Origin of the sequence: Clostridium autoethanogenum DSM 10061, from assembly GCF_001484725.1 — a bacterium.
GTDB classification, from domain to species: domain Bacteria; phylum Bacillota; class Clostridia; order Clostridiales; family Clostridiaceae; genus Clostridium_B; species Clostridium_B ljungdahlii.
This window is the reverse complement of the sequence record NZ_CP012395.1, coordinates 627,323-646,322: the sequence shown is the minus strand read 5'-3', so window position 1 is coordinate 646,322 and position 19,000 is coordinate 627,323. Positions and strand designations below refer to the sequence as shown.

At 28.0% G+C, this 19,000-nt stretch carries 20 protein-coding genes; 15 read left to right on the top strand and 5 right to left on the bottom strand.

Features of this window, described 5'->3' with window-relative positions; genetic code table 11:
- Positions 1–169 precede the first annotated feature (169 nt).
- Together CLAU_RS02760 and CLAU_RS02755 are read left to right on the top strand one after the other, a co-directional pair.
- Positions 170–1,075 carry a M15 family metallopeptidase gene (locus CLAU_RS02760; protein WP_023161882.1) on the top strand — a complete coding sequence of 302 codons (906 nt, stop codon included), beginning with the start codon at positions 170–172 and terminating at the stop codon, positions 1,073–1,075.
- A gap of 125 nt (positions 1,076–1,200) precedes the next feature.
- Positions 1,201–2,298 (top strand): amidase domain-containing protein, encoded by a 1,098-nt coding sequence (locus CLAU_RS02755; RefSeq protein ID WP_013239166.1) that lies wholly within the window; start codon positions 1,201–1,203, stop codon positions 2,296–2,298.
- A gap of 76 nt (positions 2,299–2,374) precedes the next feature.
- On the opposite strand, the gene CLAU_RS02750 is transcribed toward CLAU_RS02755, so the two are convergent.
- From CLAU_RS02750 to CLAU_RS02740, 3 genes are all read right to left on the bottom strand, one after another.
- Positions 2,375–3,901 (bottom strand): M56 family metallopeptidase, encoded by a 1,527-nt coding sequence (locus CLAU_RS02750; RefSeq protein ID WP_023161881.1) that lies wholly within the window; start codon positions 3,899–3,901, stop codon positions 2,375–2,377.
- Between the two features lie 11 nt (positions 3,902–3,912).
- Positions 3,913–4,287 carry a BlaI/MecI/CopY family transcriptional regulator gene (locus CLAU_RS02745; RefSeq protein WP_013239164.1) on the bottom strand — a complete coding sequence of 125 codons (375 nt, stop codon included), beginning with the start codon at positions 4,285–4,287 and terminating at the stop codon, positions 3,913–3,915.
- 179 nt (positions 4,288–4,466) lie between these two features.
- Positions 4,467–5,138, bottom strand: a complete 672-nt coding sequence (locus tag CLAU_RS02740) for an FMN-dependent NADH-azoreductase (protein ID WP_013239163.1) — start codon at positions 5,136–5,138, stop codon at positions 4,467–4,469.
- Between the two features lie 181 nt (positions 5,139–5,319).
- Here CLAU_RS02740 and CLAU_RS02735 point away from each other — a divergent pair, with 181 nt between their 5' ends.
- The 11 genes from CLAU_RS02735 to CLAU_RS02685 all read left to right on the top strand — a co-directional run bounded on the left by CLAU_RS02735 (position 5,320) and on the right by CLAU_RS02685 (position 14,618).
- A complete protein-coding gene (locus tag CLAU_RS02735) occupies positions 5,320–5,772 on the top strand; it encodes an MBL fold metallo-hydrolase (RefSeq protein WP_013239162.1) in 453 nt (150 codons plus the stop codon).
- A gap of 186 nt (positions 5,773–5,958) precedes the next feature.
- Positions 5,959–6,327, top strand: coding sequence for a GntR family transcriptional regulator (locus tag CLAU_RS02730; protein WP_013239161.1), 369 nt, complete (start codon positions 5,959–5,961; stop codon positions 6,325–6,327).
- Positions 6,328–6,329: 2 nt separating this feature from the next.
- Complete coding sequence (locus tag CLAU_RS02725; RefSeq protein WP_013239160.1) at positions 6,330–7,025, top strand: ABC transporter ATP-binding protein; 696 nt, start codon at positions 6,330–6,332, stop codon at positions 7,023–7,025.
- Positions 7,025–7,810 carry a hypothetical protein gene (locus CLAU_RS02720; protein ID WP_013239159.1) on the top strand — a complete coding sequence of 262 codons (786 nt, stop codon included), beginning with the start codon at positions 7,025–7,027 and terminating at the stop codon, positions 7,808–7,810. The genes CLAU_RS02725 and CLAU_RS02720 overlap by 1 nt, the downstream gene beginning before the upstream one ends.
- Before the next feature lie 461 nt (positions 7,811–8,271).
- Entirely contained in the window at positions 8,272–8,955 is a 684-nt protein-coding gene (locus tag CLAU_RS02715; RefSeq protein ID WP_013239158.1) for a response regulator transcription factor, read from the top strand.
- Positions 8,952–10,478 (top strand): HAMP domain-containing sensor histidine kinase, encoded by a 1,527-nt coding sequence (locus CLAU_RS02710; RefSeq protein WP_013239157.1) that lies wholly within the window; start codon positions 8,952–8,954, stop codon positions 10,476–10,478. Before CLAU_RS02715 ends, CLAU_RS02710 begins: the two co-directional genes overlap by 4 nt.
- 115 nt (positions 10,479–10,593) lie before the next feature.
- Positions 10,594–12,528 (top strand): LTA synthase family protein, encoded by a 1,935-nt coding sequence (locus CLAU_RS02705; protein WP_013239156.1) that lies wholly within the window; start codon positions 10,594–10,596, stop codon positions 12,526–12,528.
- Between the two features lie 300 nt (positions 12,529–12,828).
- Positions 12,829–13,098 carry a hypothetical protein gene (locus CLAU_RS02700; RefSeq protein ID WP_013239155.1) on the top strand — a complete coding sequence of 90 codons (270 nt, stop codon included), beginning with the start codon at positions 12,829–12,831 and terminating at the stop codon, positions 13,096–13,098.
- Positions 13,099–13,169: 71 nt separating this feature from the next.
- Positions 13,170–13,658 (top strand): MogA/MoaB family molybdenum cofactor biosynthesis protein, encoded by a 489-nt coding sequence (locus CLAU_RS02695; protein ID WP_013239154.1) that lies wholly within the window; start codon positions 13,170–13,172, stop codon positions 13,656–13,658.
- A gap of 23 nt (positions 13,659–13,681) precedes the next feature.
- The gene (gene moaC, locus CLAU_RS02690) at positions 13,682–14,158 is read left to right on the top strand and encodes a cyclic pyranopterin monophosphate synthase MoaC (protein ID WP_013239153.1); all 477 of its coding nucleotides are present in this window, start codon (positions 13,682–13,684) and stop codon (positions 14,156–14,158) included.
- Positions 14,159–14,186: 28 nt separating this feature from the next.
- On the top strand, positions 14,187–14,618 hold the full coding sequence (locus CLAU_RS02685) for an MOSC domain-containing protein (protein WP_013239152.1): 432 nt from the start codon (positions 14,187–14,189) through the stop codon (positions 14,616–14,618).
- A 218-nt stretch (positions 14,619–14,836) separates the two neighbouring features.
- On the opposite strand, the gene CLAU_RS02680 is transcribed toward CLAU_RS02685, so the two are convergent.
- Complete coding sequence (locus CLAU_RS02680; RefSeq protein WP_013239151.1) at positions 14,837–15,865, bottom strand: AI-2E family transporter; 1,029 nt, start codon at positions 15,863–15,865, stop codon at positions 14,837–14,839.
- Positions 15,866–16,211: 346 nt separating this feature from the next.
- On the opposite strand from CLAU_RS02680, the gene CLAU_RS02675 reads away from it, so the two are divergent.
- Positions 16,212–16,481: a hypothetical protein gene (locus tag CLAU_RS02675; protein ID WP_013239150.1), complete on the top strand. Its 270-nt coding sequence runs from the start codon at positions 16,212–16,214 to the stop codon at positions 16,479–16,481.
- Positions 16,482–16,578: 97 nt separating this feature from the next.
- A complete protein-coding gene (locus tag CLAU_RS02670; protein WP_013239149.1) occupies positions 16,579–17,370 on the top strand; it encodes an ABC transporter substrate-binding protein in 792 nt (263 codons plus the stop codon).
- Positions 17,371–17,418: 48 nt separating this feature from the next.
- Here CLAU_RS02670 and CLAU_RS02665 read toward each other — a convergent pair whose 3' ends face one another.
- Positions 17,419–18,984: a PucR family transcriptional regulator gene (locus tag CLAU_RS02665; RefSeq protein WP_013239148.1), complete on the bottom strand. Its 1,566-nt coding sequence runs from the start codon at positions 18,982–18,984 to the stop codon at positions 17,419–17,421.
- Positions 18,985–19,000: the final 16 nt, after the last annotated feature.

Sequence of the window (19,000 nt, the reverse complement as noted above, 5' to 3'; positions counted from 1 at the left end):
CTTATTCATTCGACTGAAAGGAGAAAGAGTTACCTAAATTAGAACCCAAATCTTTGATTTGGTGTGAATCACTTATTCATTCGACTGAAAGGAGAAGGAGTTACGCAAATTAGAACCCAAATCTTCGATTTGGTGTGAATCACTTACTTATTGACAAGGAGTCTATATTATGAAAAAAAAGATAATTATAATAGCACTATTATTGATTTGTGTATGTGTAAGCCCTGTAAAGGCATTGACAGATGATTATTATACCACAATGAAACAGGATATTTTGTGTCTTATGATGGCCTACCCAGAATATATTACAGATCTCGAAAAAAGTAATGATGGGAAGGTATATGTAGTTACAAAGTCTGGTAAAAGAATTTTATATGATGATAAGGATAGTAAAAATTTCCAGAAAAAAATGTATAATACGGATCTACAGGATATGCTGGAACAAACCTATCCCATAGGTACCATAAATGGAGTAATGGAAAAAGATTTTGATCCTGGAAGAGTTAGGACATATCCCCTTTTAAAAGAAGTTTATGGCTGCGATAGAAAGGCCATAGAGTCTAATCTTAAAATGGCTAATTTGGGATATAGAAGATTTCAGTTTAATGGAAATAACAATGCCGCTAAATCTCTTGAAAGTGCTGTAAAAGAATTGATGCCTATTTCCCAGAGAAATCCAAAAGTTTATAAGGCCTTGTTTCCAAGCAGTGGTACATTTAATTACAGGTGTATTTCGGGAACGAGCTTGTTAAGTCCACATTCCTTTGGAATAGCTATTGATCTTGCTAGAGATAGGAGAGATTACTGGAAATGGGTGACTAAAGAAGAAGGAGATAAGAGAATACAGGAATACCCAAAAGAAATTGTAGATGTATTTGAAAAAAATGGTTTTGTATGGGGTGGAAAGTGGAGTCATTTTGACATTCTGCATTTTGAATACAGGCCAGAAATAATTTTAAAATCAAAATATTTTGGGCAAAAAAATAGTAATAATAAATTTTGGTATTCACAGGCACCTTATAATGATAAATTGGTAAATGGATATATTCAAAAGATAGATGAAAAATTAAAGTAGTCATAAATATGAAGCCTTGGGTGAAATTCACAGAGTGATTATTATTTTAATTGGGAATAATAACTATGCAAAGTATATAATAAGTTCTACGTAGTTACCAAATTAATTATACGAGGAGTATGGCTATGAAAAATTCTCTAAAAAAAAGGCTTTACCAAGTTGCAATAATCATTTTATTTATATTTTTAATATTCCCATTTTATAGAGCTAAATGTGAAGAGGCTGATTCAAAAGAAGAAGCTGTAAATTCTATACAAAACATATTTGAAAATAGAAATAAAGCTATATTAAATGGAGATTTAAAATTAATAGAAGGTAATTATGATAAAAATACCAGGTATGGGACTTGGGCTTATGAACATGAAGAAAAAAAGATGAAATATCTTAAAAATTGGGAGGAAAAACAGAATGTAAAATTTATTCAAATTTCACCTGATATAATGATTAAAAGAATTAGAGGTAAAGATAATAAGTATTCTGTAAATTTAATATGTTCCACAGAATATAGCTATATATATGAAAATGATCCTAAACTTATTAATAAATTTAGAATTGGTACTTCTCATATACTTAATATTGCAAAGAGAAGTGAAGGGTGGATAATTACTAAAGAATGGTATAAAGATCCTTTTGCGGATTCCTTGAATTTGAATAATCTTAAAGTTGACAATGTAAATCAATATATACAGTCTCAGAATAAAAGAGATTTTTCAAATATAGGAGATAGGAGAAAAGGAGCAGTGGAATATGCAGATAAGTACTGTGGTATAGCGTCGGAAAAAGAGTATGGATATAGCTATAATAGAAAGTATAGAAATTATAATTCCCAGGGAGGAGATTGTGCGAATTTTGCATCTCAAATACTTCACGAGGGTAGCAAATTTAGGAAAACCTCTAGCTGGAATTATGATAAGACTGGAGCTACTGCTTCCTGGATAAATGCAGGTGGATTTAAAGATTACATGATATACAGTGGAAGAGCCTCCCTAATAGCTCATGGAAGTTATGAGAAAGTATATAAAGCTTCATATAAGCTACTTCCAGGAGATTTTGTAGCTTATGAAAAAAAGGGAGATATAACTCATATTTCAGTAGTAACAGGTGCGGATTCTAAAGGATATTCTCTTGTAAGCTGTCATAACACAGATAGAAATAGAGTCCCCTGGGATCTTGGGTGGAGTGATAAAAATATAAAGTTTTGGCTAGTTCATGTGAATTATTAGAGAAGCTGTTGTATAGTGAATAAATATTCATTATATAACAGCTTCTCTCACTAAGTAATATGATTTATTGATGCTGTTAGTTTAGTTCAAACCTAATATTACCACTAGCTTTTACTCCTATACATTGAAGTTTAATATTTTTAGCATCTTCTTTTGAAATTGTTATGGTTTTGTCTGTTGGGTTTGCTTTTTCAAATAGTACTTTTTTATTATTGTAAATACTTATAGCCACACTTCCTTTTTTTATATCTGTATTTATTTTTATACTATAAGTAGGTTTACTAGAAGTTATTTTATAGGATTCCATTCCATTAAATAAATCAAATTCAGCGGCAAATATATTATTTTCAAAATTAGAACTCCAGTATTTTTTATAGCCTATAAAATTCAATTCCTTAAATTGAAATTCACCTGTACCATTAAAACCTAGCGAGTTATTGCTTGTAAAATTATTATTTTCATTAGAATTCATGTTGTACAGAGAGCTGTGACCTTTGACAGAATTTATTAAGTAATCCATAATGCTTTCATAGTAGGGTTTAGAATTTAAGTTATCACTATTTGGGTTTGCCTTAGAAATACCACTTGTTAAACCTATTGTGGTAACAGCAGCAATAACTAAAATTCCACATATTATGTTTTTTAAAGAATTCTTTTTATGTTTTGATATCATAGTAATTCTCCTTTTGATTTCTGAATTATTTACAGCCATAGGAGCTGAAGTAATTAACGAAGGGGTATGATTTTCTAATTGCAATATTTTTATGATTGTGTTTCCATAATTTATATTTCTATCTATGCCTAAATACCTAATGGCATAAGCATCACAGGATGTTTCACAATCCTGTTTCATTTTATAAAAACCATATCGTATTATTGGGTTGAACCAGTAAACAGTATTTAAGATTATTATAATCCAGTTAATAAGTAAATCTTTTCTCTTTAAGTGACAGAGTTCATGTATTATAATATGTTTAAATTCATCTTCTGAAATATTTTCTATAATATTTTGTGGAATAAATATTGTAGGTTTAATTAATCCACATAAACAGGGACCGATTGATTTATATGGGTAGATTAAAGATACACTTTTATTTATGTTCATTATATTTAGGCAGTTGTTCAATATATTATTAAAATTAGAAGACTTATTACTTATTGCATTTTTCTTTATAAGTTGAACTTTTCTAATTTCATATAATGTATTAGCTATAAAAAATACCATTCCTATTAGCCATATAAAAAACAGTATGCTTTTATAATTTATTTTTTTATTTGAACTCTCTATATTTTTATTTTTGCTTAGATTAACAGGAACATTGGAATCTTTAAGTTTATTTTTAGATGTATTACTTGTTTTTAAATAATATTTACTGGATACAGTTGAGTTTTTTTCTGATACAGAATTATATATATTAAATATGCTTAAATTGCTTTCAGGTCCATAGGGAATAATAAGTTTTATTATTAAAAGAAACCATAGAATGTAGTGAAATTCAGCTTTTAACCTTTCTTTTAGCAGGTTTTTTATTAAAAGTATTAGTATAACTAATATGCTTCCATTAAGTGATGCTGTAAAAATAGATTTCATTAAAGTTGACATATAAGCACCCCTTACTCACGATTTTTATTTAAAATATCTTTCAGTTCTTTAATTTCATTTTTAGATAATTTTTTATTATCAACAAAATTCAATACCATTGAGATGACGGAGCCATTAAATATTTTATTCAAAAAAGAATTGCTTTCTGCATTTATATAGCTTTCTTCCTGAACTACAGCATAATAGAAATATTCTTTTCCTTCCTTGTTAAAGCCAATTACATTTTTTTTTAATAATCTATTTATTAATGTTTTTACAGTATTAGGCTTCCACTTAGTTTTATCTGATAGTTGTTCTATAATTTTATTTGCAGTTATATTGGGATTTTTCCATATTATTTTCATAATAGTAAGTTCTGCATCTGAAATGCTTGATGTTTCCTTCATGAATATATGCTCCTTCCATTTCTGTTTACACGTGTAATTTGTAATTTAATATTACATCTGTAAACGGAAATAGTCAATGCATTTTTCATAACTATCAATTTTCTACTGTTTAAAAACATGTATATATGTAAAGGGCTTATGTACTAATTAATTAGTGTATAAGCCCTTTAGAGATCTGTTTACATTCTATCCATTAGAGGAATATTTTCAGTAAATTTATTTACCACACTTTTTATATTGTTTTGGACATTTCCTATGGCTTTTGCTTTACCTACAGAAGAGTCTTCAGTGCCTTCTACCAGTATATAGTCAAATTTATTCACTCCTAAAAATTTAAATACATCTCTAAAATAATCAATGGCATGATTAAACTTGGAATTAAATATTTTAGGATATACTGCTGCTGAAGATTGAATATAGACCATGTTTCTTTTTTTATCATCTAAAAGACCTTTTATGTCTTCTTCAGAAATTTTAATTAATCTGTTATTTATTATAATACAATCTAAATAGGATTTAAGCCTTGCTGGATAGCTTACACTCCACATAGGAGCTGCGATAACATAAGTATCTGCACTTAAAAATTGATTGCATAGTTCATTTATTCTGTCTACTATTTTTTTATCTTCATCTGATAGGGTATTGTAATCATTTCCTGAAACTAATTCGGCCCTGCCTTTAAATATTCTATGATTTATTTCAGGAATATTTTCATTGTATAGATCCAGTTCTTCTACCATATAATCTGCATTTTTCGATAAGAATTCTTTTACAAAACTTCTACCCACAGTTTTGCTGACAGACAAATCTTCTGGTTTTGTATTTGCAGTTATATATAATAACTTTTTCAATTTATATACCTCCTAATTAAAAATATTTTAAGTGTTGTATATCTTCATTTTATTTTTAACCTAATATCTTAATTTATGCTAGATCATAGAAGTGTATAAACTAATAAAATAGGGAAATGATATAAAAAGAATATATTTTACTATTTAAAAGAAAGATATACATGGAAGTGGGGAAAGATGTATGTTGTTTAAATTAAGTAAAACTCAACAGATAACTGGTAATATATATGTGGTAAGATCACTCATTTCTAATTTTTTTATATATTCTGATTTCAGAACAACTATATGTTTTGATACAGGATTTATACCTTCCGTTGTAAATCGGGAATTAAAGAAAATAAATATTGAGCCTAAATCTGTATCTCATGTATTTTTAACTTACCCTAGTTTTTATCATGCAGGATGTATTAAATTGTTTAAAAATGCTGATATCTATTTTTCTGCTGAAACTTCTTTAAAAAAATCAGGAAAAGGCATGTTTTCTTGTAAAAGTGATGAAAATGAAAAATACAAAAAACTTAAAGATGGTGATGTAGTAGACGTAGATGGGATAAGAATAAAATCAATTGTATTTCCTAAACATAAATTAGGGTCTATATCATATATGGTTAATGATGATATTCTCTTTATATAATACTGTGATGTAAGTTTACCTTTTAAAAAATTAAATATTAGATTAAAAAGCATCCCTAAAGTATTTGTATTAATGCAAAAAATTTAGGGATTATTTTAGTTATTTAAATAAATATATTGACTCTATTACTAAACTAGTGTATTATTATATCAGTACACTAGATGAGCTACTTGTGGAGGTGATAAAATGGATGTTGAATTTGATTCCAATGTACCAATATATATGCAGATAATAGATATTGTAAAGAGAAAAATAGTAAAAGAAGAATTGAAGCCAGGAGATAAACTGCTTTCTGTAAGGGAAATGTCCTCAAAACTTAAAGTAAATCCCAATACTATTCAAAGGGCTTATCAAGAATTAGAGAGAAATGATATTGCTTATAAGCAAAGAGGAACGGGTACTTTTATAAAGGAGGATATATCTATGGTAGAAAAATTAAAAGAAGAAATGGCTCAGAAGATTATATATAGTTTTATAATAGGAATGAAGGAACTAGGATTTTCTTCAGATGAGATAATAAAGATTGTAGAAGAAAAAGTACAGGGAGGTAAATAGATATGGAACCGCTGCTTAAAAGCACAGATTTAAAAAAACTTTATTTTAGAAAACAAGCTTTAGATGGGCTGAATTTAGAAATCCAAAAAGGAAAAATAACAGGATTATTAGGTCCTAATGGAAGTGGTAAAACTACTTTTTTGAAGATTGCAGCAGGAATATTAAGGCAGAGTTCAGGTGAAATACTTATAAATGGAAATAAGCCTGGCACAAAAACAAAAGCTGAAGTATCTTATTTGCCGGATAAGGATTATCTTTTTAAGTGGATGAGAATAGAAGATGCAGTTAATTTTTTTAAAGACATGTATGCAGATTTTGATGGAGATAAAGCACAGGACATGTTAAAGTTTATGAATTTGGATCCAGATAGTAAAGTTAAGACTTTATCAAAGGGAATGAGTGAGAAATTATATTTAAGTTTAGTACTTTCAAGAAAGGCAAAACTCTATATACTAGATGAACCTTTAGGGGGAGTGGATCCTACAACTAGAGAAAAAATACTAGATGCAATACTTGAAAATTATACAGAAAACAGTTCTGTACTTATAACAACACATCTTGTTAGCGATATTGAGAGATTGTTTGATGATGTGGCTTTTATATCTGAAGGAAAAATAGTACTCTTTGGGAATGCAGAAGAACTTAGAAATGAGAGAAAAATGTCAATAGATGAAATATACAGGGAGGTATTTAAATAATGTTTAAGTTAGTAAAATATGACCTTCAAGGATATTTTAAGGATTTTTTGATTATGATATCTGCTATAGTAATTTTAAATGTAGCATTATTTACTAGAGTAAATGTTTGGAATTCAGGATCAATATTAGCTTTAAATATGGCCATAGGATTTGCAGCAGAAATTATAGTTGTCATATGGAATGTAAAATTATTTAGCAGGGATATACGTGAAGATACTTCCATTTTACTTTTTACTCTTCCTAAGAGTGGAAAAAATATATTGATGAATAAAATTGTTACAGCTCTTATACAAATGGTTGTAGTACAATTTGTTATATTTATTTTTACAGCTATGTGGATTCAAATATTTAAAGTTGTTCAAGGTGGGGTAATTGATATAAAAATAAGTTTTATACAATTTATAAAAAATATAAATCCTAAATTTGCATTATTTACTTTTTTGGCCATTTTAGTTATATACGTTACCTTTTTGCTTACAGTATATATTTCCATAACTTTAAGTAAAGTAGCAATAAAGAATAGAAAATTTGGTAAGCTTGGATCTTTCATCATATTTGTAATTTTATGTATAGCACAGGGAAAAATAGCTGAAATTTTTTCTGAGGCGTTTCCTCAGACATTTAAACTAAAAGTATTGAATTTAGATATACCTTCTGTTGATCCAAATAACGTAGTAGCTAATGGGATTGACATTAATATAGTCTCAATTTTTGTATCTGTAGCAGTACTTATAGGATTATTCTACGCTACAGCATATCTTATAGAAAATAAATTGGACTTATAAAGTTTGCAGCTTGAAAGTTAACTTATACAAATCATGTAATGACAAATTTTAATGATATAAAAACTTTTCAATTTTGTCATTACATTTTATGTATAAGTTTAAATTTCAATTAGAAATTTTATATCTATGGGTTTTGGAACTTAAAAAATCAGCTTATATGCAAGAATATTTTTTACAATAATGAAGCTTTTTTAAATATTTTGATTAGCCTTATCAAAATATTTAACAAGCTGAATACTGTAGAAAATATCCAAAGTATAAGCTGATTTTTAAGTTAGAAAACTTCTAAACTTCTTTAAATATCTTTAAATATATTGTTGTGTAAATTATAATATAGAATTATATTATAATTATGTACGGTTTTAGAAATTAATAGTATTTAAAATCTATATTAATAACTCAACTTTGACATATAAGAAATTAGCTTAATATAAAAATAATATATTTTAGGAGATATTTAAATGAACAAGACTATTTTAATGGTAGATGATGAAGAGAGAATGAGGTTTCTCATAGAAGCTTATTTAAAAAGTGAAGGATTGAATATGATTCCAGCAGGAAATGGTCAGGAAGCATTAGAAAAATTTAATGAAAATCATGTAGACTTAGTAGTGCTGGATATAATGATGCCTGTAATGGATGGATGGACAGCATGTAAAGAACTTAGAAAAATTTCTAATGTGCCTATAATTATGCTTACAGCTAGAGCTGAGGATGAGGAGCAGCTTTTAGGATTTCAACTTGGGACAGATAGTTATGTAACTAAGCCAGTAAGTCCGAAAGTATTGGTAGCCAAAATAAAGGCACTTTTGAAAAGAACTTATTCTGAGGAAGAAAATCAGAATAAGCAAAATAGTTATGATGGACTCTACATAAATAGAGAAGGTCATGAGGTTAAAGTAGATGATGAAAATGTATATCTTTCTCCAAAGGAATTTGAATTACTTTGTTATTTAATAAAAAATAAGGATATAGTTTTAAGTAGAGAAAAAATTTTAGATGCAATTTGGGGAATAGACTACTATGGAGATCTTAGAACGGTAGATACTCATGTGAAGAGGCTTAGAGAAAAACTAGGAGTTAAATCCTATTTAATAGCCACTGTTAGAGGAGTAGGTTATAAATTTGAGGTAAAAAAGCAATGAAAATAAGTCATATCATAAGTGAAAACAAAATTGTTACTAGAATAAGAAAAAATATAACATGGAAATTGTTTATAATAACGGCTCTGGTATTTATAATCTTTATAAGCAGTACATTAACATTTCAAATGCTATTTTTTGGAAAATTTTACATAAATAAAAAAGAAAGTAACATGCTGAATCAGGTTGAAAAGTTTAGAACGCTTTACAATAAGACAAATGATGAAGATAAGTTAGCTAATTTAATTAGAAGATTTGAACAGAATAATAATGCTAAAATAGTTATAATGGATAGAAGTGGAAAAATAAAATTTATAACAAAACTGGAAGACCAAAGCTATGATAAAGTTAGAATAAAAGCTATAAATGATATTATAGTAAATTGGACTATGAATTCTGATTTATTAGAGCAAGTAAAAAGAGATAACAGGTCTGTAACTGTAATTACCGAAAAGAAAATTAATGGTACAAAAAATATATTAACAGTTGTACCTAATAAAAAAAATATGGAGATAATATTTTCAATTACATCCTTGCAGCCTGTAAATGAAGCATCTTCAGTAATAAAGGAATTTTACTTTTATTTTTATATAGGTGCCATAGTTTTAATTTTGATATTGTGTTTAATGTATACTAATATGGTTTCAAAGCCCTTAGTAAAGTTAAATGACACTGCAAAGAAAATGGCAGCACTTGATTTCTCTGAAAAGTGCAATATTAAAAATGAAGATGAAATAGGAAATTTGGCAAGTACTTTAAATTTCTTATCATACAATTTAGATAAAGCGCTAACTTCAGTTAATGCAGCTAATGAGAAACTGGAAAAGGATATAGAAAAAGAAAGAAATATAGATAAGGCTAGAAAGGAATTTATAGCTGCAGTTTCCCATGAACTTAAAACTCCAATAAATCTAATAGGAGGATATGCAGAAGGGTTAAAAGATGGAATATTTCAAGAAAGTGAAAGAGATCAATACATTGATATCATAATAGATGAGAGTAATAAGATGGCAAATTTAGTATCAGATATGTTAAACTTATCCCATCTTGAATCTGGAACCATGAAACTTTCTAAAGAGGAGTTTTTTATAGATGATCTTATAGAATGTGTAATAAGGAGGTTTTATAAAGTCATAAAGGATAAGGGTATAACCATAAATTGCAACATTATAACAAAAACTAAAATTTGCGCAGATTGGGATAAAATGGAACAGGTAATAACCAATTTTACAACTAACGCTATAAAAAATACTTATGAAGGAGGAATTATAACTTTTGCTATTGAAGAAGAGTCTGATAAAACTATTGTGTCTGTAGAAAACACAGGAAAGGGTATACCAGAAGAAGAACTAGGGAAAATTTGGGGTAACTTCTACAAACTAGATAAATCAAGAAATAGAAAGTTAGGTGGTACGGGGATAGGCCTTGCTATAGTGAAGAATATATTGATACTTCATGGATATAAATATGGTGTTAAAAACACAGACAATGGTATAAAATTTTATTTTGTTATATGTAAAGTTTAAGGATGTTAACGATTTATTAATAATTTGTTAACATCCTTGCCATGCAAGTGTCACTTATATACTGTAAAATTCTCTTTGTAAATTAAAAAATATTCGATTATATAAAGGAGAAAAAATGAAGATTACGGATATAAAAAATAGTAAATTATTTGACTTTGCAGCAGATATAAGAAACAGCAGACCATTTAATCTTGTAATTAGTTTACTATTTGATAATGCAGATATAATTTTATTTTTTATTATAATTTTTTGGAAGTTATTATCTTATGAAAAAAATATCTCATCTAGCTTTGTACCAATGTCTGTAAGACTTGCAATAGCTGCTTCTATATTGATATTGATAAGTTTTTCACTAATTCTTAAAAAGAAGAGCAGAATAAGTTTTTTATATACAGTAGATATAATACTAAGTTTAATACTTATAGCAGATTTGATGTACTATAGATACTTTAAGGACATTACTACGGTAGCAGCTATAAAAAATGCTAAGCTGTTAAAAGGGGTGTCTGCAAGTGTAACTAGTGTAGCTAGTGTTAAAGATTTGTGGTATCTGGTAGATATACTTATTTTAGTACCTTTAAAGAGAAAGTATAAAAAAGCAGAGTTCGGTATAGTGCCTATGAGAAGAAGACTGGTGAGCTTCATAGTAATTTTGGCAGTAGGAGTAGGTATCAATGCAAAAACATTTTATAGGGTATCTAAAGAACAACCTACGCTTTTAACTGCCATGAGCAACAGAATATATTTAACTACAATGATAGGAAATGTGAATTTCCATATCGTAGATTCATATAACTATATAAGTACTAGTCTTAAAAATTCAAAAAAATTATCTACAGATGAAGAAAATAAGGTAAAAACTTTTTTACAAAACAATAATAATACTACAGGAGAAACTAATTTTAAAGGCCAAGCTGAAGGAAAAAATTTAATAGTAATTCAGGTAGAAGCGCTTCAGGGGTTTGTTATAAATCAAAAAATAAATGGACAAGAAATAACACCAAATTTGAATAGATGGGTAAATAAGTGCATGTATTTTGATAATTACTATTATCAAGTTGCAGGGGGAAACACTTCTGATGCAGAGCTTATGTCAAATAATTCACTGTATCCTGCACAGTCAGGAGCAGCTTACTATACTTATAGTGGAAATAAATATGACTCTATAGCAAGTGAACTAAAAGATAAAAATTATTATACTGCAGCCCTTCATGGTAATACTGAAGGATTCTGGAATAGAAATGTGATGTATAAAGCTCAGGATTTTGATGACTTTTTTGGAGAGCACAGCTTTGATGCAAGTGAACAGATAGGACTTGGAATTAGTGATAAGTCATTTTTAAATCAGTCCCTTGAAAAGATGAAGACTTTTAAACAGCCGTATTATTCTTTCTTAGTAACACTAACCAGTCACTATCCTTATGATGCTGTGGATAAGTATGGAAGTTTTGACGTAGGTCAATATAAAGGCACTCTTCTTGGCAATTACTTACAAGCGATACATTATACAGATGCACAGCTTGGAGAGTTTTTAGATAAGATGGAAAAAGAAGGAATGATGAAAAATTCTATTGTGGCACTGTATGGAGATCACTTTGCTATACCAAAGGATAATGAAAGTCAGCTTTTTAGTTTTGAGAATGAAAGCAAAAATGATGATTATACTTGGTTTAAATACCAAAAAGTACCTTTACTAATTCATTTTCCAGAAGATAAGTATGCAGGAGTTAACCATAAGTACACCTGTCAGATGGATTTATATCCTACTTTAGCAAACTTATATAATTTGCCTAAAAACTATATGTTTGGTAAGGATATGTTAAATGGGGACAGTGGAAAAGTTGTTTTTAGAAATGGTTCATTTATAGATGGAAAAAATTTATATGTGTCTTGGACAAATACTTATTATGATTTAGCAACAGGAAATAAAATTTCAGAAACGGATGCACTTAAAAAGGAAAAAGAAGACTATACTAAGGAATTAGAATACTGTGATGAACTTCAGAATCACAATTTAATAAAAACATTTGATCAGCAAAAAGCAAATTAGTTAAATTTATTTAGTATATGAAACGAACTTTAAGCATAGTATTTATAGATATATAATTTAGAGCGAAAAATGATATATGATAATTAAAAGTATATTACAGTTTATTTTTACTATATTTATATTTATTATACCTATAAGTTTAGTAGTTTTGGTATATGTTGATTTGAAGGAATTAGTTTATAAAATAAAAAACATTCGAAAGAGATAGTAAAAAATAATTTATTTAAATTATTTTTTACTATCTTAAATTATATGTTATAATTGAGTTATACTAATAAATGGAGGAAGAGAGGAAATAATATGGATTTTGTAAATAAAAGTTTTCCGGTGATTTGGAAAGTATTGTTGGTATTAGTGGTAGCTTTTATTTTAGTAAGAATAGTGCCTTTTGTTGTGGTAGCTGGGACTGTATTATTTGCATTTGTAAAAATAAAAAAATATTTTAAAAGTAAGAAAAATACCTCATCTAAAATGGAAAATATGAATAATATGGTTGACGATAAAGAAGACCCATTTAATTTCTCTAATAAAAAGGTTATAGATGTAGAATATGATGAAGTTAAAAAGTAAAATATGTTAAAAACTGCTTAGTGCAGTTTTTAAATGAAAGGAGTTGAAAACCTTTTAATAAAGGTTAGCATATGATAAATACAGCGATAATTACGATGAGTGACAAGGGATCCCAGGGGAAGCGAGAAGATAAAACGGGCCCTGCTATAGAAAATATGTTAGATAAATCCCAATATAAAGTTGAGTATTATAAAGTTATACCAGATGAAATAGAAGAGATAAAAAAACAATTGTGTTATATCTGTGACGACTTGAAGTTAAATTTAATTCTTACTAATGGAGGAACTGGATTTTCTGTGAGAGATGTAACACCAGAGGCAACTTTAGAAGTTATAGATAAAAATGTGCCAGGAATTGCTGAGGCAATGAGAATGAAATCATTAAGTGTAACTCCAAAGGCAATGTTGTCTAGGGCAGTTAGCGGAATAAGAAAGAAAACTTTAATTGTAAATCTTCCAGGAAGTCCAAAGGGTGCTGTAGAAAACCTTCAATTTATATTGCCGGCACTTCCGCATGGAATTGACATACTCATGGGTTGGGATTCTGAATGTGCTAGATAACTTAAACAAAGGAGGACAGATTTATGGAACTTACTCATATAAACGATCAAGGCAGAGCTAAAATGGTAGATGTAAGTGAAAAAGGTAATACTGAAAGAAAAGCAGTGGCTGCAGCTTCCATATACATGAAAAGGGAAACTTTAGATATAATTGCACAGGGAAAGGCAAAAAAGGGAGATGTGCTTTCTGTAGCCCAGGTAGCAGGAATAATGGCTGCAAAAAATACTTCAAGTTTAATTCCCATGTGCCACCCATTAAATATATCTGGATGTGACATAAAGTTTGTATTGGACTTTGAAAAAAATAAAGTTGACATTGAAGCTTCAACGAAAATTGTGGGAAAGACAGGAGTGGAGATGGAGGCATTAACGGCAGTTAGTACAGCAGCGCTCACTATATACGATATGTGCAAGGCTGTTGACAGGGGAATGGTAATATCCGATATTATGCTTCTTGAAAAAAGTGGGGGAAAATCAGGTATATTTAAGAGAGAATTTTAATTGATTTTATATAGTTAGGAGGAAAACTATGGCCAAGGTTATTTCAGTAAACATAAGTGAAAAAAAAGGTGAAATAAAAAAACCTATAGGTAGAGGGTTCTTTAAAAAAGATAATGGTCTTGAAAATGATGCTCATGCAGGAAAATGGCATAGGCAAGTTAGTTTACTTGCGCAAGAAAGTATAGATAAAATGACAGCACAGGGGGTTGCAAATTTATCTAGCGGTAAATTTGCAGAAAATCTTACTACAGAAGGTATTGTGCTTTATGAACTTCCTGTAGGTACTAGACTTAAAATAGGTGAAGTACTTATGGAAGTAACACAGATAGGTAAGGAATGTCATAAAGGATGTGCTATACGACAGCAGGTAGGAGATTGTATTATGCCAAGAGAAGGTATATTTACAAGAGTTATTGAAGAAGGATGGATATCCGATGGAGATAGCATAACTATAGTTTAAATAGATACAGTTAATAATTAATAATTAAGAATTAATAGTTATGGATGATTAGGATTTGATTTAATAAGTTTCAAATTACAAATTTTAGATATGGCTTTTAACTAAAAATAAACTTATACGAAGGAATATTTTTATAATAAGCAAGAATATTTAACGAGCTTGTGTTTATAAAAATATCTGAAGTATAAGTTTATTTTTTACTTTGAAGCTGTATTTTATTAATCGTGAATTTTTACATCTAAAAGATCAAGTATAAACATAAAGAGCGGAATACCTATGAGAAATCCCCAGGCACCCATTATATGTTCTGAAACTATAAGTATTATAAATGTAAAGAATATAGGAAGTTTTACTTTTGAAGACATTAATTTCGGATTTAAAACATAACTTTCAATAACATGAATTATAGCAACCATAATTAGTACGTATATAACTTTTGTAAATCCACCTATACTGAAGGCAACCATAGAAAGAGGAATAAGTGATATTATAACTCCTGCTACAGGAATTAAGCTGAGTATGAATATCATAAATCCAAGAGTAACTAATTGTGGAAAATTCATAATGGAAAGCATTATAACAGATATAATGGTATTAAAGAATGCTATAATAATCTGAGCTTGCATTACTTTTCCAAAAGAATTTAAAAAGTTTTTACCGAAAAAGCACAAGTAATTATATAACCCTGATACTTTGCTGTCTTTAAATTTTTTCAAGAATTCAATAATATTATGTTTCCCAAGTATGAAAAATAAACTTAGCATTATAGAAATAAATATGTTTACACTCCATTTTCCTACATTTGTTGCTAGTTGAAGTGATATATTGAAACCAGATCTCAAGTAACTTTTTATGTCTATTTGCCCTAGCATACTTACTAAATATTTTTGGAATATGTCTAAATGGGAATTAGTACTAGTAGGATGTATTTGAAATTGGGAAGCATGATTTATCATATATTTTGTTTGATTTATTAGTTGAGGAATATAATTTACAACTAATAATACAATAAGTAAAAACAACAGCGAATATAAAATAATTGTTGTAATTTTTTCTTTTGTCGCAGTAACGTTTTTAATGTATTTCAACAGAAAATTCTGAAGACTATTCATTATATAGGAAAATAAAAAGGTTAGCAGGAACAAATCCATTATAGATTTAGACCAATAAATCACTAGTATTATACAAGCGAAAAAAAGTACTCGTTTTGTGGATTCTTTTGAAAAAAATTCTTTTATAAAAGACATCTAATCTCTCCTTAAATTTATTGTCATTATATTATATATTATAAAAAGTATTTTATCCAAAATTCAAGTAGTATTTGATATAAAAACAAGTAATTTTGATAATAATTTTTAATTTTATATTAATATAACGATTCTAGTCTTTAAGTTAACTCACGTAAAGGAATATTTTTATAATTTTTTTAATTAATGTAAGATTTGCATTCTAGGCATTAAATCTCCAATATAAAATATAATTATAGTAGATAATATTTGACATACAAACATATGTTCGGTATAATGATTTTAGGACAACATAATGATTGGAACTTTGTTTATCAATTAATAATTATCAATCTTAGGAGGTAAAATGAGTAATTATAATATATTTGTAAGTATAAATTATAAGGGAGATAAATCTGAAGAATTATATAAGAAAACTAAAGTAAATAATTTCAATATAAATTCAAATAAATATTTAATATGTGGTGGTATTTACAATAGTAAAAGGGGCGGAAAGATTGTATTTACTGCAAAAACTTTAGAAGAGATAAATCAAATAACTAAAAAGAAACCTTTGCTAAAAAATAATATACCTATGAAATACAGTATAGCATTTATTCCTAAGAAAATATATTAAGTGAAATATATATTTTTTATTTCCCAATTTTTTAATATTACTATTGCATAATTATAATATTAAATGTATAATTATAAAAAATGAGGGGGCAAAAAATATGAAAAAAATAGGTATGATAATGTTAAGTGCAATTATGGTGTTTACACTTTTTACAGGATGTGGTACTAATGCAGGAGAACAGGACAATTCCCTTAATAGAGTTAAGGATGCAGGTAAATTAACTATAGGATTAGATGATTCCTATCCACCTATGGAATTTAGAGATAACAAGAACAAATTGTCTGGATTTGATATAGATTTAGGCAATGCACTTGCTCAAAAATTAGGGGTAAAGCTAAATATAGTAGTTACGGATTTTAATGGTATAGTTCTAGCACTGCAGTCAGGAAAATTTGATGTTATATTAGCTTCTATGAGTATAACTGATGAGAGAAAAAAGAAAATAGATTTCGTAGGACCTTATATTGATGGTGGACAAATAATAATAACTAAAGCTGGAAATAGTTCTATAAAAACTAAAAATGATTTGAAAGGTAAGATAGTAGGTGTACAACTTGGGGCTACAGGGGAACAGGCTGCTGCAAAAGTAAGTGGAATAAAAGAAATTAAAAAATATGATAAGATAACAGAAGCTTTCCACGAAGTTAACATAGGTAGAATTGATGCAGTAGTGTGCGATGCTCAAGTTGGACAATATTATATTTCAAAAGATAAAAGTAATTATGTTATTTTGAAGGATAGACTTACAAAAGAACCTATAGGAATAGGTATAAAAAAGAAGGATAAAAAGTTAGAAGAAGCTTTAAATAAGGCATTAGATGACCTTAAAAAGGATGGAACTATGTCTAAACTATCAACTAAATGGTTTGGATATGATATATACAAATAATATTGACAGCAGGTTCTCTGTTTAAAATATAGGGAACCTGTTAAATTTTTATTGTTTATTTATTTCAAATATAAATTCATTTTTATGCATTAATTCAAGGATATGAAGGGATAAGTATATATGATGTATAATATTGGGATCGTTAAGATCTATTTTCATAATCTGTTTTATTTTATCAATACGATAAAACATTGATGCACGATGTATGTGCAGGATGTTTGCAGATATTGATTGGTTTCTATTATTCATCAAATATACATAGAGGCTTTTAGTTAAACAGGTATTATTTTTGCGATCATATTGGATTAGCAAATGTAGAGAAGGGTGACAAAATCTCTCTATATTTTCATAAGTAGAAAGACTATCTAGTAAATCGTATACTACATAATCTTCATATATATAAAACACCTTGTCAATATTAAGGCTAACCCCAAGTTCAATTGCCTTTAATGATTGTTTATAATAATATTGTAAATTTGTAAAATCTGTTATGCAGTTACTAAGCCCCGCATATAGATTATTTTTTTTAAGAAATTTCTTTAAAGCTTCGAATTCATTTTCAAAAATGCTAATTTTTGTATTATGGTTAATAAGCAAGACAATGTGATTATTATATATAAGCGATTTACTTTCTTGAACAATACCAGAAATTTTATATCTCAAGTATGTTAGTGGTATTTTTTTTTGAGAATACTGGTTCATATCAAAAATAAGTATATAAACTCCTAAGCTAATATCAAAATTCAAAGACCGTATTTTATTCATCACTAGTTCCTTATCTGTAACAGCGTTATCTAACAAATCTTTTAGAAAGCTTTCATAAGTGGTACCTTTAGTGTATTTGTAGAATTTGTCATTTCTCATTTGAGTCTCGATTACGTCACATAATAATGAAACCAATTCAATATCTCTATCTTTAAAAGGCCTTTCTGCCTCAGTAACTGCTATATATCCTATGAGAACATTATCAATTGTAACTTTCTCAATAATCATATTATTATCATCTATACCTTTTACCATAACAGGACAGTTTTGACTATCAACTTTTTCCCATATTCTATTAAATTTTGCAGAATTCATAGCGTTATTGGAAAAGTAACCTTTCTTTATATGTTCATCCCAGTAATGACCAATGGACTTGTTACATATAGAATTGGCTATAATTTTGCTGCTAGTATCATTAAATATAATAGGATTCCCGACAAGTTTAAATCCAATATCTATAATATGCTGAATACCTTTTTCATGTATGAGTGCATCTAATAGTTCTTCCATATATATATCTATATTTTTAAGGTCGAAGATAATATCCTGTATTTCATTGAAAAGAATATATTTATTTTTATCCGTATCAATCAAAATAATATTTGAATTTTTAAAATAGTCAGGAACTTTATAATGATTTATACACAAAAGGTTTACTGGGTAGTTTATGGGGTGAAGATTTGCTAAATCTGAGGCGTCTCCAACATATAAAGTGTTTGGATCAAAGGATTTCATTTCACTTAGAAGTAACTTAACTAAGTTAATCTTTGTGGATTTTTCATTTTTTAGTATTAATTTGTGAGTATACTGTACTAATTTAGATGAAAGAGCTTTAATATCTATATTCATAGGAAATCACCTCATG